Raw genomic sequence first — 22,627 nt, forward strand, 5'->3', positions numbered from 1 at the left:
GTTGCGGAGCACGTCATTCCGTGCGCGGGCCGGTCCGCGCCTCAAGGGCAGGCAAAACCGGCGGCCCTGGCGTCGGGGGGTTGCCGCCAGGACCGCCGGAGCCCGCGTACCGGCGGGCCGGTGGCTCAGGGAGTGAGGCCCCGCTCGCGCAGCCAGGCGGCCGGGTCGATGCCGGTGGCGTCGCCGCCGGGGTGGACCTCCAGGTGGAGGTGGGGGCCGGTGACGTTGCCGGTGGCGCCGACGCGGCCGATGACATCGCCGGTGGAGACCTTCTGGCCGGCGCTGACGTTGAGCGACGACTGGTGGCAGAACCACAGCTCGGTGCCGTCGTCGAGGGTGATGATCGTGCGGTAGCCGTACGCGCCCGCCCAGCCCGCCTCCGTGACGGTGCCGGAGTGGACGGCGTGGATCGGGGTACCCGTGGGAGCGGCGAAGTCCAGGCCCGTGTGGTAGCCGGAGGACCACATGGCGCCGGGCTGTCCGAAGGTGCCGGTGAGCGTGTAGGAGGCGACGGGGAGCTTGTAGCTCTTGGCCAGCTCGGCGAGGCGCTCGGCCTCGGCTCTCTTCCGGGCCTCCTCCGCCGCCTTCTTCTTCTCGGCGGCCTGCTTCTTGTCGGCCGCCTCCTGCTTGGCGGCGGCCTCGTCGGCGGCCTGCTGCGCGGCTGCCTCCTCGGCGGCCCGCTGCGCGGCGGCGTCGGCGGCGTCCTGCTGGGTCTCGGCCTGGGCCAGGATCCGGGTGCGCAGCGCCTCGCCCGCGTCCGACGTGCCGTTGCCGACCGTGGTGAGCGGGGTGGCGGCGGTGTCGGAGCCGCCGGAGCCGCCGGAGCCGCCGGAGTCGCCGGACTGCGCGGAGCCGCCGGATATGAGCGCGCCGACGCCCGGCAGCGAAGCGGCCTCGGGCAGCGAGTCCTTGACGGACGACAGGTCGGGCAGGGAGAGGTGGACGGCGGGCTTGCCGCCCTGCGCGGTGGCGATGCCGCCCGCGCCGACGGCGGCGATCACGCCGACGCCGAGGACGGTGGAGCTGCGCGCGAGCCCTCCGCGCTGCCGGGCCACGCGGTGCCGCCCGCGGACGGGGCGGACGGAGTCCTCGGTGGGGTTCCATTCCTCCCAGGTCTCGCTCCGGGGGCCGAACGCGTCGTTCGACGGATCCTTCGACGAGGAGAACTCGGGGGCAGGCCGGTTCGACGCCACGGGGGCGCTCTCCTTTCCTTCCTTCTCGCCTACCGGGTTAGCTGACGGGTTCGGAGCAGGAAGGTCTCCTACGGGCATACGAAGATGCCCGATTCACCCCAAGTTGGTGGTTCCCCGGCTCCCTTGCGGGATTAAGCGCGTGCGCGCGGAGCCGTCGCTGGTGACGGCTGGGACGACCGCGCTGCGTTATCGAACGTTAATAGACAGCCGACAGTAATTCCAAGCTGTTCCTACTGATCGTTCACGCCTTTGGCCAGGATTTAACGGGTCAAGAACGGCTATAACCGCCCGACTTGGCCGACGACGGTAACCGGCCACCTTTCTGATGGTTCGTCAATTGTTATGGGCGGTGTCTGCGCAGCGTCACGGCCGCCGGACCGCGAGCAGCGCCATGTCGTCCGTCGCGCCGCCGCCGGTGTGCGCGCGCACCTCCGCGGCGAGCGACAGGAGCAGCTCGTCGGGCCCGGGGAAGATCCGCCCGGACAGCCGGTCCGCCGGATCGTAGAAGACGCCCGCGGCGTCCCGCGCCTCGGACAGCCCGTCGGTGTACAGCAGCAGGGTGGCCCCGGCCGGGAACGGGGCCTCGGCGACCCGGTCCGGCCAGGACCCGAGCTCGCCCATGCCGAGCGGCAGCGCCCCCACGCCGTCGACGACCGGGATCATCCGGACGGTGCCGTCGCCGAGCAGCAGGATCGGCTCGGGGTGGCCGCGGTTGACGATGCGGACGCGGGAGTCGCCGTGCGGGATCTCGGCGAGCACGGCGGTGGTGAAGCCCTCGAAGTCGTCGATGCCGTCGCGCCGGGTGCCCTCGCGGGCCAGCGCCCGCTCCAGGCGCAGGGCGACCGCCTCCAGGCTGCCCTCCTGCTCGGCGGCCTCCCGGAACGCCCCGATGACCACGGCGACCGCCGAGACCGCGCCCATGCCCTTGCCGCGCACGTCCCCCACGACGATGCGCACGCCGAACGGGGTGTCCTGGACGGCGTACAGGTCGCCGCCGATGAAGGCACCGGCCTGCGCGGCCTCGTAGCGCGCGGCGATGGCGAGCCCGCCGATCCGGCCGGCCGGTTCGGGCAGCACGGCGAACTGGGCGGCCTGGGCGATCCGCCGGGCCGAGTCCAGCTGCTCGTTCCCGCGCCGCACGATCCGGTTGATGAAGCAGGCGAGCACGCAGACGGTGGCCACGGTCGCCATCTCGGTGACGATGTCGGTGCCGACCCGCTGGGTGTACCGGAAATGGACGACGAGGATCGCCAGGATCGACCCGATCCCGGCCAGGACCGTGCTCCGCAGCGAGAAGAACGGGGCGCTGACCAGGGGAGCCGCGCTGAACAGCGGAGCCCCGGAGAAGCCGGAGGGGGTCACGTACTCGTAGCAGGCACCGCCGAGGATCAGCAGGACCGGCAGCGCCCGCAGGAACCACCGGGTGCCGCTGCTCTCCGCCACCGATCTGTGCCGCCCTGCGCGCTTCCCCACCGCTCGTCTCCTGCCACGTCCGCGCCCGGTTTACGGCGTCTCGTCAAGGGTTCCCGGGGAGCGCGGCGGCGGCGACCTGGTGTGGGCCGTACGGGTGGCGGGCGCACGAAAACGACCGAGGCCGGAATCTCGATGAGATTCCGGCCTCGGCCTTCAGTAGCGGGGACAGGATTTGAACCTGCGACCTCTGGGTTATGAGCCCAGCGAGCTACCGAGCTGCTCCACCCCGCGTCGGTGAACCTGACTCTACGCCATGGTGGACGCGGAACGCCAATCCGTCAGGCGGCGGTGGCGTGGGTCAGGGTCTCCCAGGCCACGAAGAGGTCGTCGGTGCCCTCGGGCCGCTCCTCGCGGGTCAGCCGCACGGTCTGCGGGAGGTCCATCTTCAGGCGCCCGCGCAGATGGCCGAGGCCGATCTCGGTGTCGGGCCCCATGTCCCGCTGCACCCTGCCGCCGCACAGCCAGGCCGGGGCGGTGGCGCCGAGCTGGTACTTGGAGTGGAACTCCAGCGCGGCCCGCAGCCGGTCCTTCACCTCGCCGTACAGGTCGACGCCCTGGTGCCAGGCGGTCTCGGCGATGTGCGAGGTGGCGGCCAGCGAGTAGCTGGCGTGCTTGAAGTTGCGGCAGGTCTCCTGGGCGAGGCCGTCCTTGAAGGTGGTCTGCCCGAACCAGTACGTCCGCAGCTTCGCCGGGGTGTCGATGCCGCTGCCCTCGGGCTCGACCGGCAGCGGGCCGTCGGAGGAGAGGTAGAAGTACGCGGGGACGCGGGCCCGGAAGTGGTGCACGGCCTGGTCGAAGGCGGCGTGGTCGTTGAGGTGGACGGCGATGTTCATGGTGGCGTCGGCCATGACCAGGTCCCAGTTGCCGTTGAAGTCGGCGGAGCCGGGGCGCACCACGGGCAGGTACACCTCGCGCAGCATCCGCTGGAACTTCAGCTCCTGCCCGTCCGGCCAGCCGTCGTACGTGTACTGCATCAGCTCGGCGGCCTTCGCCCAGGAGCTGCCGGCCCAGGCGGTCTGCAACCCGGCGTTGCCCTCGGTGTGCCGCTTCACCTTGTCCGACCAGGCGTCCATGATCTCCACGGCCTTCTCGGCGTGGGCCCTGTCCCGGGTCATGTTCCACAGCAGGGCCTGGGTGTACGCGGCGATGGCGTCCTCGCGCTCCTCCACGCAGCCCTGCCCCGGGCGCGTGTCGGGCGGGCACTCCACCGTCTCGTAGGCCTTCGGCGTGTAGTCGAGCGCGGCGTACTTGCTGCGGCCCATGGCCCGGTACGCCGACAGCCAGGGCTCTTCCTTGCGGGCCACGTGGTCGCGGGCGGCCGTCAGCTGGTCCTGGCCGACGAGCACCCCGGGGTGGGTGAACGCCCCGCCCGCGGCCCGGGGCGCGGCCACCGCCCGCGCGCCGCCGTCGCTCGGTCCGGCCGAGCCGCAGCCCGTCGCCGCGATCGTGACGAGGGGGAGCAGGCTCCCCAGAAGAACACGCCGCCCCCACCAGGCCCTGGGACGTGTCCTGGGGAATCTCGCCGCTGCCATGCCCTACCTCCGGCCTCCGGTTCGGTCACTGGCAGCCTGACCCCTGCGCCGCGCGCCCGCAGTATCTGTTGCGCCGGATGGCGCCCGCGGCGGGCGGCACCGCGCGCGGTCCGAACGGCCCTTCCCCTTCTTAGACCTGACGGGTGGGCACCCCCCGGCCCCCGTATCTGCCCGCACCGCGGCGCCGTTGTAGGGGCATGACCTCAACTCGACGCGCCCTGACCGCCGTCCTGCTCGCCGTCGGCGCCACCGCGATCGCGGTGCCGACGGCCGGCGCCGCCCCCCTTCCGCTGGCCGGTGACGGCGAAGCCATCTCGCCGACCGCGACGCTCGACTCGGTGTCCATGATGGCCATCCCGCAGGAGGAGCGTGCGGCGGTGCCCAGCACCACGGCCCAGCTCGGCGGGCTCAACCGGCTGAACGAACTGCACCAGCTCACCGACCTCGCGGCGCCGGTCACCGGCCTGCTGCCCGCGGTCGAGTAGCACGTCCGGGTACGACGACGGCGGCGGATCGCGTGCGATCCGCCGCCGTCGTCGTACCCGGGGGCGAGGAGGGGCGGCCGCCCACCGGCGGCCGCCCCCTCAGGTGGTTCAGTGGTTGGCGGCACCGTTGCCGGACAGGACCGGGATGTCGTCCAGGACGTGCGACAGCGGCTCGTCGCCCTTGGCCTGGGTGGAGTTCTCGGTGCACTGCTGGTTCTGCGGGGCCGACAGGATCGGGATGTCCTGGACGGCGATCGGCACCAGGCCGACGAGCGAACCGACGTTGGCCTTGGCGGGCAGACCGACACACGGCTTGTTCAGCGAGCCCTGGACGAGGCCGAGCTGCGGGCTCATGTCGCCGTGGGTCGCGGAGTTGCCGTAGGCCTGCTCGGCGCCGTTGCCACTGATGGACGTCGTGCCGCCGTCGTCACCGATGGCCAGCGCCTGCGGGGCGGCCACGGCCGACAGACCGGCGACGGACACGGCGAGCGTCGCGGTCGCCCACAGCTTCTGCTTCATGAGTTTTCCCTTCACTGAACGAACTCCGAGTGCGGAGCCACACCCGATCAACTGATGAGGAATCGGACGGTTGCGGAGCGCGACCCGTTCGGCCCAGCACCTCACGCGCAGGCGTACGTGTCGCCGCGCACGACGGGCTGTTCCTGGAGGCGCGGCGGGTCGAGCGGCTGGGTGCGGGACGCGGGGGACGTCACCTGGCGGTCCTCGCGGAGCGTGGCGAAGAGCCGGGCGGCGCGCTCGTCGTCCCAGCGCAGCGTGGACCCCACGTTCTCGATCAGCGGGTTGAACCCGGCGATGGGCACGGTCCCGAACTCCATGTCCTTGAGCGGGACGCGCCGCAGCTCCCGGGCGAGGGCCACGAGGTCGGAGGCGGTGAAGCCCTGGTCGACCGTGGCCGTGCCGAGCAGCGTCCGGGCGAGCCGCGCCGCTCCGGCCGGGCTCGCGAGGGTCTTCTTGAACCCGGCCCCGCCCAGGGCGTTGACCAGGAACCGCTGCTGGCGCTGGACCCGGCCGAGGTCGGCGCTGGTGTCGACGTGGCGCGAGCGCACGTACTGGAGGGACGGGCCCCCGGCGAGGTGGTGCCGGCCGGGCGCGAGGTCCAGCTTCGTGGCCGGGTCGGTGAGCCGGCGCCCGGTGCAGACGGTCACGCCGCCGACGGCGTCGACGCCGTCCATGAACCGGCGGAAGTCGATCTGGAGGAAGTGGTCGACGCGCAGGCCGGTCATGGATTCGACCGTCGCGACGGCGAGCGGCGCGCCGCCCTCCGCGTACGCGGCGTTGAGCTTCGCCGGGTGGGCCTCGCGCCGGGTGCCGTCGGGCTCCCGCACCGCGGGGATCTCCGCGTAGGAGTCGCGCGGCAGGCTGATCACGCTGACCCTCTCGTGCGAGCGGGAGAGGTGGACCAGCATCATCGTGTCGCTGCAATTGCAGGCGACCCCACCGGCGTGGAACTTCTCCTTCTCCGCACGGGTGATGGTGTCCCGGCTGTCCGTTCCCATCAGGAGGATATTGGTGCCGCTGCCGCCGGCGGGACGATTCTCCAGACCGCCGAAGGCATTCACCCGGGTGGGCAGGGCGCCTGCCGCCTGTCCGGCCGCGGCACCGGAAAAGGCCAGGAATCCGAGCGCGAGAGCGCCGATTGCCCACCTCCTGCGGCCGCCCTGAAGAAACCTTTTCCTCATCGTGACACTCCACTGCGAAGGGGTCGATGCGCGAGGATCGTAGGCACATCCTCTTTTTCCCTCCGCGCAGCCCGCGCACGCCGGAGCGAAAATAACTCTTTCGCGCCACGGGCCGGAAATGCCGCTGGGCCGCCGGAAATCGGCGGCCCAGCGGGAAATGCGTGCTGCGTCAGTGGTTGGCGGCACCGTTGCCGGAGAGCACCGGGATGTCGTCCAGGACGTGCGACAGCGGCTCGTCGCCCTTGGCCTGGGTGGAGTTCTCGGTGCACTGCTGGTTCTGCGGGGCCGACAGGACCGGGATGTCCTGGAGCGAGACCGGCACGACGCCGATGAGCGAACCGGCGTTGACCTTGGCCGGCAGGCCGACACAGGGCTTGTTGAGCGAGCCCTGGATGAGCGCCATCTGCGGGCTCATGTTGCCGTACGTGGCCGAGTTGCCGTACGCCTGCTCGGCACCGTTGCCGCTGAGCGAGGTGGTGCCACCGTCGTCACCGATCGCCATCGCGGGCGCAGCCACGGCCGCCGAGACACCGACGACGGAAACGGCGACCGCTGCGGCAGCCATAGCCTTCTTCATCATGATGAGGGTTCCCCTTCATTTGCGTTCTGGGAGCACCGTGAACAACTCCGTTTCTTCGGATCGGTTGTCCACGTTCACCCGGACGGGGCCTCGGCCGGAGGCAGAAGAAATGACTATCCGACTCGCTGCACGATCGGACCGGCCGGCGGGACGTGCGGGCAAACGGGTGAACATGGAGAACCATTCACCCCGGTCCGGAGTTGTTTCCTTCGCAGCAAACCGGTGCCTGTCAGAAAAGGAACACATCAATGCTCAAGAAGGCTATGGCTGCCGCAGCAGTCGCCGTTTCCGTCGTCGGCGTCTCCGCGGCCGCCGCCCCGTCCGCCCTCGCCCTCGGTGACGACGGCGGCACCACCTCGCTCAGCGGCAACGGCGCGAAGCAGGCCTTCGGCAACTCCATGACCGAGGGTGACATGAGCCCCCAGCTCGGCCTGGTCCAGGGGTCGCTGAACAAGCCGTGCATCGGCCTGCCGGCCAAGGCCAACGTCGGCTCGCTCGTCGGCGTCGTGCCGATCGCCGTCCAGGACATCCCGGTCCTGTCGGCCCCGCAGAACCAGCAGTGCACGGAGAACTCGACGCAGGCCAAGGGCGACGAGCCGCTGTCGCACATCCTGAGCGACATCCCCGTCCTCTCGGGCAACGGCGTCGCGAACGGCTGACCGGCCGCCGCACGCAGAGCTCGGGCCGCCCGCTTCCTCGGATCGCGGGCGGTCCGAGCTTTTTTGTGCCCGAATGGCCGCACCCTTTCATCAATTAAGCGGGCACCCAGTTTCCTCGCCCGCGGTTGCCTCGTTTTGGATGTCGAGGGGCCGGGCGAGAAAGTGATCCCCTTTCGAACTGGCTCGTCATTCATATTTCTCGCAAATAAGGAGAGACACATGTCCCTGAAGAAGAGCGCCACCGTCGTCGCCGGCGTCATCATGGCCCTCGGCATGGCCGCCCCCGCGTTCGCGGACGCCGGCGCCGAGGGTGCGGCCGTGGGCTCCCCGGGCGTCCTGTCCGGCAACGTCGTCCAGGTCCCGGTCCACGTGCCGGTCAACGTCTGCGGCAACAGCGTCAACGTCATCGCGCTGCTGAACCCGGCCTTCGGCAACACCTGCGCGAACGTCTGAAGCACGACGGCTCTCAGCCTCCGGCCGACCCTGGACACCCTCGGGTTCCAGGGTCGGCCGCGCTTTCGGGCGGGACGTCCGCACGACGCACGCAGCACCCACGCACGACTTCAGCAGGAAGGGAAACGCTTTGAGGCAGGCACTGAGGATCGGTGTCATGGCCGCCGCGGCCGCGACGAGCATGCTCTCCATGCCCGGCGCCGGGGCCGCGGCCCTGACCGGTGACGAGGCCGACGCGGGCGCGTCCGCCTCCGCCGCCGACACCGCGCCGCACGAGGAGCAGGGCTACGGCGAGACCCCCCGGTCCGAGACCACCGCGCACTCCCCCGGCCTGCTGTCGGGGAACACGGTGCAGGCGCCCGTGGACATCGGCGTGAACCTCTGCGGGAACACCGCCGACGTGGTCGGCGCCCTCAACCCCGCGACGGGCAACGCGTGCGCGGGCTCCGGCGACGCCTCGGCCGCCCCGACGCCCGTGGAGGAGCACCTGCCGCCCGCGCCGCCCGCCACCCCCGCGACGCCCGTGACCCCCGAGGCGCCGAGCACTCCCGCGCCGCCCCCCACCGAGCGGTCCGTGCCGAACGTGCCGCAGGCGAGCGTGCCGCGGCCCGGTCCGGGACACGACGTGCTGTCGCCGGTGGCGGCCGTACGGGCGCCGCAGGCGCGTGAGCGGCTCGCCGACACGGGGGCCGACCCGAACCTGCTGGCCGCCGCGGCCGCCAGCGCCGGGCTGCTCGTCGGCGGCGGGATCCTGTACCGCAGGTCGAGCCCCGCGAGGCGCTGAGCGCCACCGGGGCCGCGTGCCAGGTCGGGAAGAACTCTGCGAAAGCTCTTCCCGACCCCGGAGGAAGCCGCTCGGAAGGGCTGCCCGCCCACGGCGTGACGCCGACGGCTGGGAGGAGGGCAGCGGCGCGGCGGTTCTCGTGACGGGGTCCAGTGGACCACCGCCGGTTCCCCCCTGAAGAACCGGTTCACCCGTACGCACAGCTCGTCACCCCAACGAGCCACCGGCCCCGCGGTCAGCCGCCGTCGGCCACCGCCGCGACCGTCTGCGGCGCGTGCCTGCGACCCGCGGGAACCACCGGCCCGCCCCGCGACGGCTGCCGTCCGAGATACCGCTCGACCCCGTCGACCAGCGCCGGCGCCGTGTACGTGGCGCCGTGGACGAACCGCATCGCGGGGCCGAAGTCGGGCGCCGTGACCAGGCCCGCGAGGAACAGCCCCGGGCAGTCGGACGCGAAGCCCCGGCCCACCCGCGGGGCGCTCTCGGGGCGCGGTGCGAGCAGGGCGCGCACCCGGGGTGCCAGCACCGTCATCCGGGCACAGCTCGCCTCGAAGCCGGTGGCCGCGATGACGTGGTCGGTCGCGAACTCCGCCACGTCCGCCCCGCCGGGCCCCGCCGTGCGCAGCCGCACCCGGCCGGCCTCCAGCCGGGCGTCCACGATCGTCCGGCCGAGCCGGATGTCGATGTCCGACCCCGTCACCCGGTCCCGGACCCACCAGGCCCCCGCGGGGCCCAGCGCGCTCGCGGCGATGCCCGCCCGGGTGCCCTCGGGGAGGCAGCGGAAGGCGCCCGGCCGCTGCGCGTAGAACCAGTTGCGCCAGCCGCAGCCCAGCCCGCTGTGCGGGGCGCGCAGGCTCTGCCACCAGGGCCGGTCCCAGGGCGGCGGGACGCTGTTCCAGGCCAGTGCGGGGGCGCGGGCGACGAGCCGGACCCGGGTCGACTGCTCGGCGAGCAGCGCCGCCGTCTCCAGCGCCGCCTGGCCGCCGCCGACCACGGTGACGTCGGCGCCGGCGAAGCGGTCCAGGTCGCTGTGGCCGCTGCTGTGCGTGACGTGATCCTCCGTCAGTCCGCGCAGCGCCGCGGGGAGGTTCAGGTACGGCAGCACTCCGGTGGCCAGGGCGACGGCCCGGCCGTGCAGCAGCTCGCCGTCCTCGGTGCGCGCGGTGAAGCCCTCGGGCGCCGCGTCGATGCGGGTGATCATCCGCTCGTCCAGACCGGGCACGGCGCGGTGCGCGAACCACAGTCCGTAGTCCGCGAACGTCTCCACCGGGATGGGGTGTCCGTGGCGCGCCGTCGTGCCGATGCCCGCGCAGTACTCCTCCAGGCGGAGCGTCGCGCCGGGGGCGGAGAGGTTGGAGGCCCACGGCTCGGACTTGAGGAACATCCCGCGGGGCATGTGGTGGCGCCAGGACTCCATCGGTCTGCCGAAGACGGCGGTGCGCAGTCCTCTGGCCCGGGCGTGCGCGGCGATGGACAAGCCGTACGGGCCCGCCCCCACGATCAGCAGGTCGTACATCAGCAGCTCGCCTTTCGTTCGGCCGGCGTCGGGTGTGCGGCGGCCGGCGGTTCGGTGCGGTGGTCGGGGTGGCCGGGGTGGACGGCGGGGCCGGCGGGGCCGGGTGCGGGCCGGCGCAGCAGGCGGCGGGCCGCGTGCCGGGACCATTCGGCGGCCATGTGCCGGGCGGGGGCCGGGTCGTCGGGGGCGTGCCAGGCGAGTTCGCGCAGCGGGGAGCTCCGTTGCGCGGGCAGCGCGCGGGAGGCCAGGGCGTGCAGGGCGGTCAGCGGCGCGTAGTTCTCCACGACGAAGGTGCGGCCCGGCAGGGGGCGTCCGGCGGGCAGCCGCTGCTGCGTCAGGTCCAGGTACTGGGCGCGTACGGCGTCCAGGCCGCCCGCGTCCGCGAAGAGCCGGAACTGCGCCCCCGGCCGGGGGTTGAAGTCCAGCAGGCAGTGGCGGCCCGAGTCCGGGTCGACGCGGAAGTCGATGTCGAAGATGCCCCGGTAGCGCAGTTCCCCGATCAGGCGCTCGACCATGGACTGGAGTTCGGCGACGGGCGACCAGCGGCCCACGGCGGTCAGGCCCGCGCCGCGCGGCCACGCCCGGCGCTTGCTGCCCGTGCCCCCGCCGTGCAGCCGGCCGAGCCGGTCGGCGTACCCGTGGCAGAACCAGTCGCCGCCCCCGGCCGCCAGGTGCTTCTGGAGCAGCAGGGCGCTGCCGGTCCCCCGGCCCGACCGGTACAGGCTCCTGGCCTCCTGCGGGGTGCTGATCAGGCTGGTGCTGCGCAGGCCGGCGTCCGGGGGCAGCAGCCACGGGCGGCTCCACTTGGCCACGACCTGCGGGCCGAGGCTGCCGACCGCGGCGGCCGCCTCCTGCTCGTCGCGCGGCTCCACCGTGGCGGGGTGCGCGATGCCCAGGCCGCGGCAGAGTTCGGGCAGCCGCGCCTTGTCCGCGACGTGCTCGGCGAGACCGTCGGGCTGGTCCGGGAGGAGGTACGGGCCCGCCAGCGCGCCGCCCAGCCGGCTCACCGCGATGGCCCCGGCGTCGTCCATCGGGATCAGCACGGCCGGCCGGCCGACCCGGGCCGCGGTCCGGCGCAGCGTCGCGGCGATCTCGGCCAGGGGCGCCCCGGGCGGCGGTGGTGGGTGCATCTGGCTGACGAAGCGTGAGCGGGCGACCGGGCTGCGGTCCGCCTCGGCGGCCACGTGGACCTCCACGCCGCAGCGCCCCAGGGATCTCACCGCCCCCAGGGTGCCGTGGTGGAAGGGGTTGGGGTCGATCCGCAGCAGCACCACCGGGACACCGGGGTCGAACATGTGTCGCTTCCTTTCCAGGAACTAGCCCACGAGGGTGACGAAGACCAGCCATCGGACGGTCCCCGATTGGCGCATTGGGCATATATGTGACTGATTGTCAGAAATGGAGCGTCGCGCACGAGGAGCAAGGCATGGCCGCAGAAAGCCGTAGGAAGAAGAACGGACGACTCCCACTGATCACGGCGGGAGTCCTGGTCTCGCTGGTGGTCGCGTCAGGATCGGTGACCGTCGAGCCGGCGGACGCCAGTCCACGCCCCGACCCGGCCCCGACCACCGGGACGGGCCCGATCCCGTGGTGGCCGGACGACGCCGACGACCCGGGCCCCGCCGCCGCACCGGCGGCGGCGAGCGAGCGGCCCGCGCCGGAACCCAGCGTCGCCGGTGACCGGGACCCGGCCCCGTCCGCCACGCCGTCCGGGACCCAGGACGCCACACCGACCGCGTCCGCTTCGCCGTCCGCGCCCCCCGCCCAGGAGCCCGGCAAGAGCCCGGACAAGCACCCCGCGTTCGGCGCCTACCTGGACTACGGGCCCCGGGGCGTGACCCGGATGGCACAGCTGTCGAAGTGGCTCGACGGGGCCGACCTGCGGGTCGGGCACACCTATCTGCCCGGGGACCGGTGGAGCAACATCGAGGGCGGCCAGTCGTTCCTCGACAGCTGGGCCAAGTGGCGCAAGGAGCGCGACGACCGCCTGTTCGTCCTCAACGTGCCGATGCTGGAGCGCAACGAGGAGGGCGTGCCGGACGCCGAGGTGCGCACCCTGCTCCAGCAGGGCGCCCAGGGCGACTTCGACCGGCACTACCGGGCGCTGGCCGAGCGCCTGGTCGACCTGGACGTGCCGGACACCGTCGTGGTGCTCGGCTGGGAGATGAACGGCACCACCTACACCCACCGGTGCGGTCCCGATCCCGAGTCCTGGAAGAAGTACTGGAAACGGATCGTCACGGTGATGCGGTCGGTGCCGGGACAGAAGTTCCGCTTCGACTTCACCCCGAGCCGGGGCCGGGACGCCGTGCCGTGGACCGACTGCTACCCCGGTGACGACGTCGTCGACATCGTCGGCATGGACTCGTACGACCAGCCGGAGAACAAGTCCTTCGACGAGCAGGTCTCCGAGCCGTACGGGCTCCAGGCGCAGGTCGACTTCGCGGCGCAGCACGGCAAGCCGATCTCGTACCCGGAGTGGGGGCTGTTCCGCAACGGCGACAACGCCGAGTACATGAAGCGCATGCTCGCCTGGATGGACGCCCACGAGCCGCTCTACAACACGCTGACGGACTACTGCCCGCACGGGGTGTGGCAGTGCGACGAGAACCCGAAGGCGTCGGCGGTCTACCGGGCCACGCTGAGCGGTCGCGACAAGCCGACCGAGCCGGTCAACCCGACCGAGCCCGTCGACCCGCCGGAGCCGCCCCGGTGTTCGCCGGTCGACCTCGGCGACTGGGTCGAGCACTGGCTCGGCGGGAAGCTGTGCCTGCGGTTCGACTGGTTCCAGCGCCGCTCCTGAGCCGCCGCGACCACGGAGCGCGGTGGCGGCCGGTCCTCTACGTCGAGGTCCGCTCGCCACCGCGCTCCTTCCACGCCCGGCGCGCCGCTCTCGCCAGCGACCGGGCGCGCACGTCGGCGAGCAGCGCGGCGAGCTGCGGGGCGGAACCGGCGCGGGCCAGCAGCAGCCGCTGGTTGACCAGCCGCTCGGGCCGCCAGTGCAGCTTGTAGGGCTCGGTGCCGCGCAGCAGGCTCAGCACCCCGCCCGGCGAGCCGTCCTGGAGGTGCTGGGCGCAGCTGCGCAGCAGCATCGTGGCGACGTCGATCTTCTGCTCCCGCAGCCGCGGGTGCGCGCCGTACAGGTAGCCGCCCGCGAGCCGCGGCGAGACGAACGTCAGGTCGGCGGCGACGACGGCGCCGTCCAGCGAGAACTCGGTGACGACGGCGTCGCCCGTCTGCGCCATGAGCGTCGCCGAGCGGCTCAGGTGCTCGGCGAACCGCGGCTTGACGTGCTCCGTCGTCACCTTCCGCTCCTGCCACTGCAATTGGTGCAGGGCGAGCAGTCGCCGTACGGAGTCGCCGACCTCGGCCGGGGGCACCACCCGACGCTCGATGCCGGTCGCGTCCAGCTTGCGCATCTTGGCGCGGGCCCGCTGCGCGCGCGGCCGGGGCAGCCGCTGCACCAGGTCGTCCATGGGCAGCGCGGGCAGCTCCAGGCACGCCGAGTCGTCGAGGCGGCGGCGCGGTCCGGGCCACCGCTCGTGCAGGGCCTCCACCGTGGAGCCGGGCCGCACCTCCCGGAAGTCGATGACGGCTCCCCGGGCCAGCCGCCACAGACCGGCGCCGAGCGCGTCGAGCACCGCGTCGGCGGTGCCCGGCGGGTCCGCGTCGACGAGGACGTCGCTGAAGTCGGAGATGTCGGTGCCGAGCGGGGTCAGCGTCGGGAACGGGCGCAGCCGCCGCATGAGCGGCGCCGCCGCCACCAGCCGCCCGTCCTGGTGCACGAGGACGACGCGCAGCCGGCCCCGGCTGCCGTACGACAGCCACCAGGAGTGCAGCCAGGCGTGGCTCTGGAACGGGGTCGCGGTCGCGCAGGCGCGGTGCAGCCGGTTCCACTCCTCGCGCAGCGCCCCGAACCCGGCCGCGTCCGCGCACACCGAGACCACGGGGCCCGGCCCACCGCTCGGCATCAGGCGCCCCGCACCGCGGAGCCGGCCGCCGGGGCGGGCACCGTGGCCGTGCCCTGGCCCGCGGCGCGGCGCGGCCTGAGCAGCAGCGCGAGCCCGCCGAGCAGGCCGCCCGCGCTGGCGCCGACGAGGGTGGTCAGCGCGGCGGAGGCCGAGGACGGGTCGGTCGGCTTCACGGCCCGGGTGAAGCGCAGCAGCTCCACGTGGGTGTCGTCCTTGGTGTGGCTGGCGTTGGCGGTGAGCGCGCGGGCGACCGCGTTGGCCATCTCCATCGCCTGCGCGGGCCGCGCCGAGGACGCGGAGATCGCCACCATGGGCGCGTCCGGCGAGGTCTCCGCCCGCACGTTCGCCTGGAGCGTGCTGACGGGCACGCCCGCCGCGACCTGGGCGTCGCTCAACACGGCGACCTGGGTGGCGACCCGGCTGTACGCCTGGGCGAAGCCGAGCGCGGACATCGAGTCGGACTCCCCGGTCGGCACGGCGATCACATAGCTGGTCGCCGTGTACTGCGGGGTGCTGACCGCGCCGTACACCCCGCCGGCCAGCGCACCGGCCGCGAGGCCCACGGGCAGCGGCCACCAGCGGGGCAGCCGCCTGCCGCGGGGGGCGGTGCGGGTGAGCGGGGCGCTCGGGGCGCTCCTGTCCTGGGCGGTTTCGGTCATCACGTACTCACTCCTGACGTCGGGGCGCCCGCGGCCGACACGTACACGTCGTGGTGCAGTGCGGCGCTACGGACGATGCTGTAGTGGAGAGCGGCCTGCGACGGCTGCCTGGCGACGGCCGGCCCGTCGCCGGTCCGGGCCGCGCGGGCCGCGTGGATCTCCCGGACGAACGAGGCGGTGTCACCCGGGACACGGACGGCGCGGGCCCGCGTCCCCGCCGGCAGGTCGTCGACCGCCGGGCAGGTCACGTAGAGCACCGGCAACCCGCTGGCCTGCGCCTCCACCACGGCCAGGCCGAACGCCTCGTCGTCGGAGGGGGACGCGAGCAGGTCCATCGCGGACAGCAGCGCGGGCAGGTCGGGCGCGCCGGTGCCGGCGGCCCCCAGGTGCGGCCGCTCCCCGGCGAGGACGACCCGGCCGGACACCCCGGCGCGGTGCGCCGCCCGGCGCAGCTCCGCCTCCTGCGGGCCGGTGCCGACCAGCAGCAGCCGGACGTCGCCGGGGAGTTCGCGGACCGCCTCGACCAGGACGCCGAACCGTTTTCCCGCGACGAGCCGGCCCACCCCGCCGACGACGTACGCGTCGGCGGGCAGGCCCAGCGCGCCGCGGGCGGCGGCGCGCGCCCCGGGGTCGAAGGCGAAGCGCGGCACGTCCACGCCGTTGGGGACGACCCGCACCCGGTCCGGGGCCACGCCCCACGCGCCCAGCCGGTCGGCCACGGCGGGCGACACGGCGATGGTCGTGCGGCCCAGCCGCTCCCCCGTCCGGTACAGGGCGCGCACCGAGCGGGTCAGCGCACGGCCCTCGATCTGGGTGTCGCCCAGGGAGTGCTCGGTGGCCACGACCGCCCGGACCCCGGCCAGCCGAGCCGCGAGCCGGCCGTACAGGCAGGCCCGGTAGAGGTGGGTGTGGACGACGTCGTAGCGGCCGGCGCGGATCAGCCGCACCAGCCGGGGCAGCGCCCGCCCGTCGCGGTTGCCGGCCATGCCGAGGTGGGTGACGCGCACGCCGTCGCGGCGCAGCCCCTCGGCGACCTGGCCCGGATTGGTCAGCGTCACGACGTCGTGGGTGCCCGGCACGTGCCGCAGCAGCAGCCGCAGCTGCTGCTCGGCGCCGCCCGCGCCCAGCCCGGTGATGACGTGCAGCACCTTCACCGCGCGCACTCCCCGACCTGCCAGGGGCGGCGCAGCACCCGGTGGGCCCGGCGCTTGAGTTCGAGCCGCCACGGGGTGTCCCGCTGCCCCACGTAGACGCGCGGCATGGCGTGCACGCTGGTCAGCGCGCCCGGGGAGATCGCGCAGCCGTAGCGGTACCCGGCCCGGCGGACCGCCTCGACCGCGGCGGAGTCCACGAATCCGTACGGGTAGCAGAAGCCGAGCACCTCGGTGCCGGTGATCTCCTCGATCTGCGCCTTGCTGCGCTGGACCTCGGCCCGGCGCTGGTCCTCGTCGGCGAGCGTGAGGTCGACGTGCATCAGCCCGTGGGAGCCGATCTCCATGCCGGCCGCGGCGGCCTTCCGGATGCCCTGCGGGGTCAGCAGCGGCTTGCGGGGGCCCTCGGAGTCCCACGCGTTCTCGCCGCCGAGCCGGCCCGCGAGGACGAAGACGGTCGCCGAGCACTCGAAGTGCCGCAGCAGCGGCAGCGCGTTCTCGACGAAGTCGCCGTACCCGTCGTCGAAGGTGAGGCCGACCAGGCCGCGCCCGGCGCCCCGGCTGCGGGCCCGCAGCAGCTCCGCGACGCTGACGCCGCGCAGCCCGCGCGAGCGCAGCCAGCGCAGTTGCTGCTGGAGCCGGTCGGGGGTGACGGTGACGTTGTACGGGTCGTCGGCGCAGTCGTCCACCGAGTGGTACATCGCCACCCACGGGGAGCGGCCCGGCAGCAGTTCCCTCGATCTGAGTCCCGGGGTTTCCTTCAGCGCTGTTTCAGCGGACATGGCGGAGCTTTCTGGTCGCGAAGCGGACGGCGGGTACGAACGCCTGGACGTTCAGGGCCCACAGGAGCAGGCCGAAGACCGTCCCGACGGCCAGGCACCCGGCGGTGAGGGATCCCAGCGGCTGTCCGACCCGCGCCGCGCCCACCAGCCCGGCGACCGTGGCGACGACGGCCGCGAGCAGCGTCTTGCCGAGTTCGACGAGCACCACGGGCAGCCGGACGGGGACGCTGCGCCGGTCCATCGCGGTCAGCAGCAGGACGGCGGTGAAGGTGATGCCGAGGGCGTTGGCCGCGGCGATGCCGGCGACGCCCCAGGTGCCGACGGTCAGGGTGCCGACACCGGCGGTGAGCGTCATCCCGAGGGCCATCGACGCCACCGGGTACCAGGTGGGCCGGCCCGCGGAGAAGTAGGAGCGCACGAGCGCGCCCACCAGGCAGTGCCCGAGCAGGCCCAGCGAGTAGACGCGCATGATGGACGCGGTGGCGGCGGTGTCCGCGGCGGTGAACGCGCCGCGCTGGAACAGCAGTTGGACGATCTGCGGGGCGCAGGCGAACACCACGGCCGCGCCGGACAGCACGATGCAGGCGGCGAGCGCGACATCGCGCTCGACCCGGTCGCGGGCCCGCTCGGTGTCGCCGCGCGCCAGCGCCTTGGCCACCACGGGGAAGGTGACCGTGCACAGCATCAGGGACAGCACCATCGGCAACTGCGCCACCTTCTGCGCGTAGTTGAGGTGCGAGATGGCGCCCGACGGCAGCGACGAGGCGAGGAAGCGCTCGATGAAGACCTGCGACTGACGGCACAGCGCGAACAGCAGCACGGTGGAGATCAGCATCATGTCCAGCGACTGCTTCTGCTGCGCTCCCCCGTCGCCGTCCCCGTCGCCCCGCGCGTCCGGGCGCGGCCGGCTCTCCGGGTCGGCGCGGGTCAGGCGGCGGCGCAGCACCGGCGCCTGCACCAGCACCATCAGGCAGCCGCCCACCGCGACCCCGGCCGCCGCGGCGCGCACGCCCCAGCGGTCGGCGAGCAGCAGCAGGGTGACGATGATGCCGGTGTTGTACGCGACGTAGATGGCGGCCGGGGCGAGATAGCTGCTGTGGGCGCGCAGCGCGGCGCTGCAATACCCGGTGAGTCCGAAGGTCAGCATGCAGGTCGCGGTCAGCCGGGTGCAGTCCACGGCGAGCTGCGGGTCGGGCAGGCCCGGCGCGAGCAGCTCCACCAGCTGGGGCGCCCCGGCGATCAGCGCCACTCCGGAGGCGAGGAAGGCGAGGGTCAGCCGGGGCAGCGAGGCGGCCACCAGCGCCCGCACCGGGTCCTGCCCGGGGACCGGGCGGCTGCCGCGCAGGGCGATCGCCGCGCTGAAGGCGGGCACCAGCATGAAGGCGAGCCCGTCCTCGATGAGCAGGGTCGCGGCCACCTCCGGCACGGTCCACGCCACCAGGAACGCGTCCGTCTCGCTGCCCGCTCCGAACAGGTGGGCCAGCGTCTGGTCGCGGACGAGCCCCAGCAGCGATCCGGCGGCGGACAGCACCGCCGTCAGGAGCGCCGCCCTGGCCAGGAAGGTGCTCGACGAGGCGTGGGAGTCGCGGCCCGTGCCGGGTGCGGCCTGCGCCGTCGGCTGGGCCGGGACCGCCCGCGGGCGTACGGTCTCGTCGCCGTCGGCGGGGAGGGTCGGTTTCATCGCCCGGCCGCCGTCTCCCGGCCGGCGGCGGGGGCGAGCGCCCACCACGCGGCCAGCCCGAACACGACGGAGGTGAGCACCGTGGAGGGCCCGCCGATGTCCGCGTAGACGAAGTCGATCAGCTGCCAGACGAGCAGCCCGCAGGCGATGAGCGCGCAGTCGAGCCCGCCCGCCCGGCGGCGGTGCGCCGTCACCAGCCGCCGCACCCCGCACACCAGCATCGCGGCCCAGGCCCCCACGACGGCGCACAGGCCGAGCAGCCCCTGCTCGCCGAGGACCAGCAGGTACATGTTGTGCGGCGAGAGCAGCGGCTGGCGGCGGAAGGTGGCGCCCGCGCCGGCCACATCGCTGCCCGCCGACAGGGCGAGGGAGGCGTGGCTGTCGCGGTAGGCCGGGAAGTTCTTGAGCCCCACGCCGGTGGCCGGGTGCTCCTTCCACATGTCGATGGCCGCCGCCCACATGGTGTACCGGTCCGTCACGGACTGGTCGGGGGCCGCGGTGACCTGCGTGATGCTGCTCAGGCGCTCCTCCAGCATCGAGGTGCCCACGCCGAGGCCGCCGACGAGGACGACCGCCGCCGCGACGCCGATCGCCAGCAGGCGCAGGGCCCGGCGCAGTCCGGCGCAGCCGATCTGGAGCACGCAGACCGCGGCCGTCGCGATCCAGGCGCCGCGGCTGAAGGAGAGCGCGAGCGGCACCACGAGCCCGGCCGCGCAGAGCAGCGCGCCCAGCCGCACCCGGGCCGTGCCGCCGCCGAGCGCCAGGGCGACCGCGCACACGAGCCCGTACGCGACGACGGTGGACATGCCCATCACGTCGGTGGCGCCGAAGGTGCCGACGGCCCGGATGTCCTCGCCCGCGTAGCTGGCGCCGGTGCCGGTCAGGTACTGGTAGACGCCGATCGCGCCCTGCCACAGGCCGAGCGCCACCAGCCCCCAGGCGACGAGCCGGAAGTCGCCCCGGTCGCGCACCAGCAGCAGCACGGCGGCCGGGACGAGGACCAGGATCTGGTAGTAACGCGCCATCCCCACCAGGGCGTCGGACACCGAGTCGGCGCCGAGCGCGGCCACCGCGACGGCGACGACGGGCAGCCCGAGCACCACCAGGGCGGTCCGGGTCAGCGGGCGCTGCCGGTGGCGCACGGCGCGTACGGCGCAGAAGACCACGACGAGCCCGGAGACCGCGTCGGCGAGGGTGCCGGTGCCTCCGCTGCCCTCCTGTTCCGCGCCCGCCCCGAGGGGCAGCGCGAGCATCGCGACGAGCAGCAGGACCGGGAGCACCGGCCAGTGGCGGCGCAGCGTCTGGACGACGGGCGCCCCGGCACCGGCACGCGGGCCGGTGACGGCAGGGAGGACGGTCACGGATCAGCTTCCCGTCGGGCGGAAGAACTCGGACGCCGTGCGCAGGAGGATGCTGATGTCCCGCCACAGCGACCAGTTGTCGATGTACGCGTTGTCGAACCGGCAGCGGTCCTCGATGGAGGTGTCCCCGCGCAGCCCGTTGATCTGGGCGAGCCCGGTGATGCCGGTCGGCATCCGGTGCCGCTCGCTGTAGCCGGGGTGCGTCTCGCTGAACTGCACGACGAAGTACGGGCGTTCGGGCCGCGGGCCGACCAGGCTCATGTCGCCGCGGAAGACGTTCCACAGCTGGAGCAGCTCGTCCATCGAGGTGCGCCGCAGGAACCGGCAGAACCACGGCATGCGGTGCTCGTTGGCGACGCTCCACCGGGTCGCCGACTCCAGCGGGTCGGCGGGGCGGTGGGTGCGGAACTTCAGCAGGGTGAACGGGCGGCCGTCCTTGCCGATGCGCTCCTGCCGGAACACCACGCCGGGCCCCTCGCTGAGCCGCAGCCAGACCGCGCAGGTCAGCAGCACCGGGGCGGCCAGCACCAGCAGCACCGAGGAGACCGCCAGGTCGAGCGCGCGCTTGCCGGGGTGCCGCGGCAGCGGCGGGGCCACGAGCGGGCGGACGGGGAAGCCCGCCAGCTGCCGGCGCGGCGTGCGGTACTGCGCGACGTACGGCGACGGCTCGGGGTCCAACTCCCAGATCTCGCACCGCAGTTCGCTCAGCGCCCGCAGCCAGGTCAGGTGTTCGGGGGCCCCGGCGCTGCCGAGCACGATCGCCCGCCGGACCCCGTTCTGGATCACCGCGCGCCGCATGTCGCCCACGGTCGTCAGCACCGGCAGCGACGCCGCCGGGTCGTCCGGGCGGGGTTCGGCCGCGCTGTCGCTGACCACGCCCACGAGGTTCACGCCGCTGCGCGGGCTGCGCTGGAGCGCGGCCGCGACCCGGGCCGCGGTCTGCTCCGGCCCCACCAGGAGCGTGGTGCACGGGCGCCGGACCAGGGAGACCCGGCGCCGCCAGTAGACGAGGGAGCGCCCCAGGAAGGTGAGGACGCCCTGCGCGGCGAAGCCGGTGAGCACGGCGTGCGGGGAGATCGGCGCCAGCGGCGGCAGCGTCGCGGCGGCCATCAGCACGCACCACGCGACGGCGAGCCGGCCGGCGACGACGGGCAGGTCGTCGAGCATGTACCGCTCGTCGAAGCGGCGGAAGAGCCCGGCGTTGCGGAACAGGCCGAGGACCAGCACCACGAAGGCGGCCACCAGCAGCGGATGGCGTTGCGCGGGCGTCAGGACGAGGGTGCCGAGCAGCGCGGCGGTGGCGTCCGTCGCGGCCAGGAAGGCCCGCGAGGAGTGGCCCCGGGCGGGGCCGCCGATGAAGGTGATCCGGTGGCCGCCCGCGGTGCGCTGCGCGATGACGGTGGCGAGCGGTCCCGTGTCGTCCACGGCGGGCCGCTGTCCTGCGGTGGCGGCCGCGGTTCGTTCCTGGGTCACGTCGCGATCGGCTCTCTGCACTCGGTGGTCTCCAGACCCAGAAGTTCGCGATAGACGTCCGTGACGGCTCCGGCCGTCCGCCGCACGTCGTGGTGCGCCCGCACGTGGCGCCGGGCCTCCCGGCCCAGCGCGCGCAGCGCGTCGGCGTCGCGCAGGAGCCCGGACATGACCCGGGCGAGGGCCGCCGGGTCGTCCGGCGGGGCCAGGCACGGGCCGGTCAGCGGGGGCGGCAGGCTCTCGCGGGCGCCGTCCACGTCGGTGAGGAGCACCGGCGTGCCGCAGGCCATGGCCTCCAGCGGGGCGAGCGCTATGCCCTCCCACCGCGAGGGCAGGACGACCAGGTCGGCCGCCCGGTACCAGGGCGCGGGGTCGTCGACCGCCCCCGCGAAGCGGACCGACGGCGGGGCGGCGGCCCGCAGCTCCGCCAGGTCCGGGCCGTCGCCGACCAGGACCAGACGCGCCCCGGGCAGCTCGGCGAGCACCCGCGGCCAGGCCGCGACGAGCACGTCCTGGCCCTTCTGCCGGCACAGCCGCCCCACGCACACGACGAGCGGGCCCGCGCCGGACCCGGCGTCGGCGACGGGACCCTCGGGGCGGAAGCGCGCCAGGTCGACGCCGTTGGGGACGAGCCGCCAGGGCGCCTCGATGCCGTGGCGGGTGCCGGTCCGCTGCTCGGCCCGGCTGACGCAGATCAGCCGGGAGGCCCACCGCGCGCCCCGCCGCTCCCAGGCCAGGGCCAGCCGGGCGCCGAGCCCGCCGACCGCCTCGAACGACCAGGCGTGCGGCTGGAAGACGGTGGGGATGCGGCCCCGGACGACGAGCCGGCTGACCAGGCCCGCCTTGGCGCTGTGCGCGTGGACGAGCTGCGGCCGGGCGCGCCGGACGAGCCGGGCCAGCCGGCGGCACTCGTCCGGCACGGCTCTGCCGGGCGCCCGCGTGGCCTCCCACTCCAGGACCTCGCAGCCGAGGGCCGCGAGGGTGCCGGGCAGCTCGCCCGAGGCGGGGCAGGCCACCGTCACCTGCATCCCCGCGGCGCGCTGCGCGCGCACCAGGTCGGCCACCACACGCGCCACTCCGCCGTCGACCGGTTGGGTCACGTGCAGAACGTGTGGCGGCAAGGGTGCGGACGTCACATGCATCGCCTCTTCTGGCAGAACGGGGAGACGGGGAGAAA

General features: G+C 74.1%; 21 protein-coding genes, 1 tRNA gene and 1 riboswitch. Of the genes, 5 read left to right on the forward strand and 17 right to left on the reverse strand.

Translation table 11 applies throughout. The features are described 5' to 3' along the window. Window positions 1-125: 125 nt before the first annotated feature. The 4 genes from ACIP5K_RS10555 to ACIP5K_RS10570 all read right to left on the reverse strand — a co-directional run bounded on the left by ACIP5K_RS10555 (window position 126) and on the right by ACIP5K_RS10570 (window position 4,198). A complete protein-coding gene (locus tag ACIP5K_RS10555) occupies window positions 126-1,193 on the reverse strand; it encodes a M23 family metallopeptidase (RefSeq protein ID WP_401407625.1) in 1,068 nt (355 codons plus the stop codon). 11 nt (window positions 1,194-1,204) lie between these two features. Next, window positions 1,205-1,341, reverse strand: a riboswitch (cyclic di-AMP (ydaO/yuaA leader). A 215-nt stretch (window positions 1,342-1,556) separates the two neighbouring features. Continuing rightward, complete coding sequence (locus tag ACIP5K_RS10560; RefSeq protein ID WP_401407627.1) at window positions 1,557-2,666, reverse strand: PP2C family protein-serine/threonine phosphatase; 1,110 nt, start codon at window positions 2,664-2,666, stop codon at window positions 1,557-1,559. Between the two features lie 157 nt (window positions 2,667-2,823). After that, window positions 2,824-2,897 (reverse strand) — tRNA-Met (locus tag ACIP5K_RS10565). Window positions 2,898-2,944: 47 nt separating this feature from the next. Then, window positions 2,945-4,198, reverse strand: coding sequence for an alginate lyase family protein (locus tag ACIP5K_RS10570; RefSeq protein ID WP_401407629.1), 1,254 nt, complete (start codon window positions 4,196-4,198; stop codon window positions 2,945-2,947). 197 nt (window positions 4,199-4,395) lie between these two features. Here ACIP5K_RS10570 and ACIP5K_RS10575 point away from each other — a divergent pair, with 197 nt between their 5' ends. Then, entirely contained in the window at window positions 4,396-4,683 is a 288-nt protein-coding gene (locus ACIP5K_RS10575; RefSeq protein ID WP_401407631.1) for a hypothetical protein, read from the forward strand. Window positions 4,684-4,791: 108 nt separating this feature from the next. Here ACIP5K_RS10575 and ACIP5K_RS10580 read toward each other — a convergent pair whose 3' ends face one another. The 3 genes from ACIP5K_RS10580 to ACIP5K_RS10590 form a co-directional block, all read right to left on the reverse strand. After that, entirely contained in the window at window positions 4,792-5,202 is a 411-nt protein-coding gene (locus ACIP5K_RS10580; RefSeq protein ID WP_401407633.1) for a rodlin, read from the reverse strand. A gap of 101 nt (window positions 5,203-5,303) precedes the next feature. Continuing rightward, a complete protein-coding gene (locus tag ACIP5K_RS10585) occupies window positions 5,304-6,200 on the reverse strand; it encodes an LCP family protein (protein ID WP_401407635.1) in 897 nt (298 codons plus the stop codon). Between the two features lie 352 nt (window positions 6,201-6,552). Continuing rightward, window positions 6,553-6,963, reverse strand: coding sequence for a rodlin (locus ACIP5K_RS10590; protein WP_401407637.1), 411 nt, complete (start codon window positions 6,961-6,963; stop codon window positions 6,553-6,555). A gap of 248 nt (window positions 6,964-7,211) precedes the next feature. Here ACIP5K_RS10590 and ACIP5K_RS10595 point away from each other — a divergent pair, with 248 nt between their 5' ends. The 3 genes from ACIP5K_RS10595 (at window position 7,212) to ACIP5K_RS10605 (ending at window position 8,859) form a co-directional block, all read left to right on the forward strand. After that, window positions 7,212-7,622: a rodlin gene (locus ACIP5K_RS10595; protein ID WP_401407639.1), complete on the forward strand. Its 411-nt coding sequence runs from the start codon at window positions 7,212-7,214 to the stop codon at window positions 7,620-7,622. 225 nt (window positions 7,623-7,847) lie between these two features. After that, window positions 7,848-8,075, forward strand: coding sequence for a chaplin ChpD (gene chpD / locus ACIP5K_RS10600; protein WP_353947123.1), 228 nt, complete (start codon window positions 7,848-7,850; stop codon window positions 8,073-8,075). Window positions 8,076-8,205: 130 nt separating this feature from the next. Further along, window positions 8,206-8,859, forward strand: coding sequence for a chaplin (locus ACIP5K_RS10605; RefSeq protein WP_401407641.1), 654 nt, complete (start codon window positions 8,206-8,208; stop codon window positions 8,857-8,859). Between the two features lie 235 nt (window positions 8,860-9,094). Here ACIP5K_RS10605 and ACIP5K_RS10610 read toward each other — a convergent pair whose 3' ends face one another. After that, a complete protein-coding gene (locus ACIP5K_RS10610) occupies window positions 9,095-10,375 on the reverse strand; it encodes an FAD-dependent oxidoreductase (RefSeq protein ID WP_401407643.1) in 1,281 nt (426 codons plus the stop codon). Continuing rightward, complete coding sequence (locus ACIP5K_RS10615) at window positions 10,375-11,670, reverse strand: ATP-grasp domain-containing protein (protein ID WP_401407645.1); 1,296 nt, start codon at window positions 11,668-11,670, stop codon at window positions 10,375-10,377. The genes ACIP5K_RS10610 and ACIP5K_RS10615 overlap by 1 nt, the downstream gene beginning before the upstream one ends. 131 nt (window positions 11,671-11,801) lie before the next feature. Here ACIP5K_RS10615 and ACIP5K_RS10620 point away from each other — a divergent pair, with 131 nt between their 5' ends. Beyond that, on the forward strand, window positions 11,802-13,178 hold the full coding sequence (locus tag ACIP5K_RS10620; protein ID WP_401407647.1) for a glycoside hydrolase family 26 protein: 1,377 nt from the start codon (window positions 11,802-11,804) through the stop codon (window positions 13,176-13,178). Window positions 13,179-13,215: 37 nt separating this feature from the next. Here ACIP5K_RS10620 and ACIP5K_RS10625 read toward each other — a convergent pair whose 3' ends face one another. From ACIP5K_RS10625 to ACIP5K_RS10660, 8 genes are read right to left on the reverse strand one after another with little or no spacing between them, the layout of a single operon-like run. Next, window positions 13,216-14,346: a GNAT family N-acetyltransferase gene (locus tag ACIP5K_RS10625; protein ID WP_401407649.1), complete on the reverse strand. Its 1,131-nt coding sequence runs from the start codon at window positions 14,344-14,346 to the stop codon at window positions 13,216-13,218. Beyond that, window positions 14,346-15,005 (reverse strand): lipopolysaccharide biosynthesis protein, encoded by a 660-nt coding sequence (locus ACIP5K_RS10630; RefSeq protein ID WP_401407651.1) that lies wholly within the window; start codon window positions 15,003-15,005, stop codon window positions 14,346-14,348. Before ACIP5K_RS10630 ends, ACIP5K_RS10625 begins: the two co-directional genes overlap by 1 nt. Then, window positions 15,005-16,159, reverse strand: coding sequence for a glycosyltransferase (locus ACIP5K_RS10635; protein WP_401407653.1), 1,155 nt, complete (start codon window positions 16,157-16,159; stop codon window positions 15,005-15,007). Before ACIP5K_RS10635 ends, ACIP5K_RS10630 begins: the two co-directional genes overlap by 1 nt. Continuing rightward, window positions 16,156-16,938 carry a polysaccharide deacetylase family protein gene (locus ACIP5K_RS10640; RefSeq protein WP_401407655.1) on the reverse strand — a complete coding sequence of 261 codons (783 nt, stop codon included), beginning with the start codon at window positions 16,936-16,938 and terminating at the stop codon, window positions 16,156-16,158. Before ACIP5K_RS10640 ends, ACIP5K_RS10635 begins: the two co-directional genes overlap by 4 nt. Beyond that, window positions 16,928-18,619 (reverse strand): murein biosynthesis integral membrane protein MurJ, encoded by a 1,692-nt coding sequence (gene murJ, locus ACIP5K_RS10645; protein WP_401407657.1) that lies wholly within the window; start codon window positions 18,617-18,619, stop codon window positions 16,928-16,930. The genes ACIP5K_RS10640 and murJ overlap by 11 nt, the downstream gene beginning before the upstream one ends. Further along, the gene (locus tag ACIP5K_RS10650; protein ID WP_401407659.1) at window positions 18,616-19,980 is read right to left on the reverse strand and encodes an O-antigen ligase family protein; all 1,365 of its coding nucleotides are present in this window, start codon (window positions 19,978-19,980) and stop codon (window positions 18,616-18,618) included. Before ACIP5K_RS10650 ends, murJ begins: the two co-directional genes overlap by 4 nt. Before the next feature lie 3 nt (window positions 19,981-19,983). Continuing rightward, a complete protein-coding gene (locus ACIP5K_RS10655) occupies window positions 19,984-21,453 on the reverse strand; it encodes a sugar transferase (RefSeq protein WP_401407661.1) in 1,470 nt (489 codons plus the stop codon). Then, the gene (locus ACIP5K_RS10660) at window positions 21,450-22,592 is read right to left on the reverse strand and encodes a glycosyltransferase family 4 protein (RefSeq protein WP_401407663.1); all 1,143 of its coding nucleotides are present in this window, start codon (window positions 22,590-22,592) and stop codon (window positions 21,450-21,452) included. Before ACIP5K_RS10660 ends, ACIP5K_RS10655 begins: the two co-directional genes overlap by 4 nt. Window positions 22,593-22,627 lie beyond the last annotated feature (35 nt).

The organism is Streptomyces sp. NPDC088785, from assembly GCF_044750685.1.
Classification (GTDB): Bacteria; Actinomycetota; Actinomycetes; order Streptomycetales; family Streptomycetaceae; genus Streptomyces.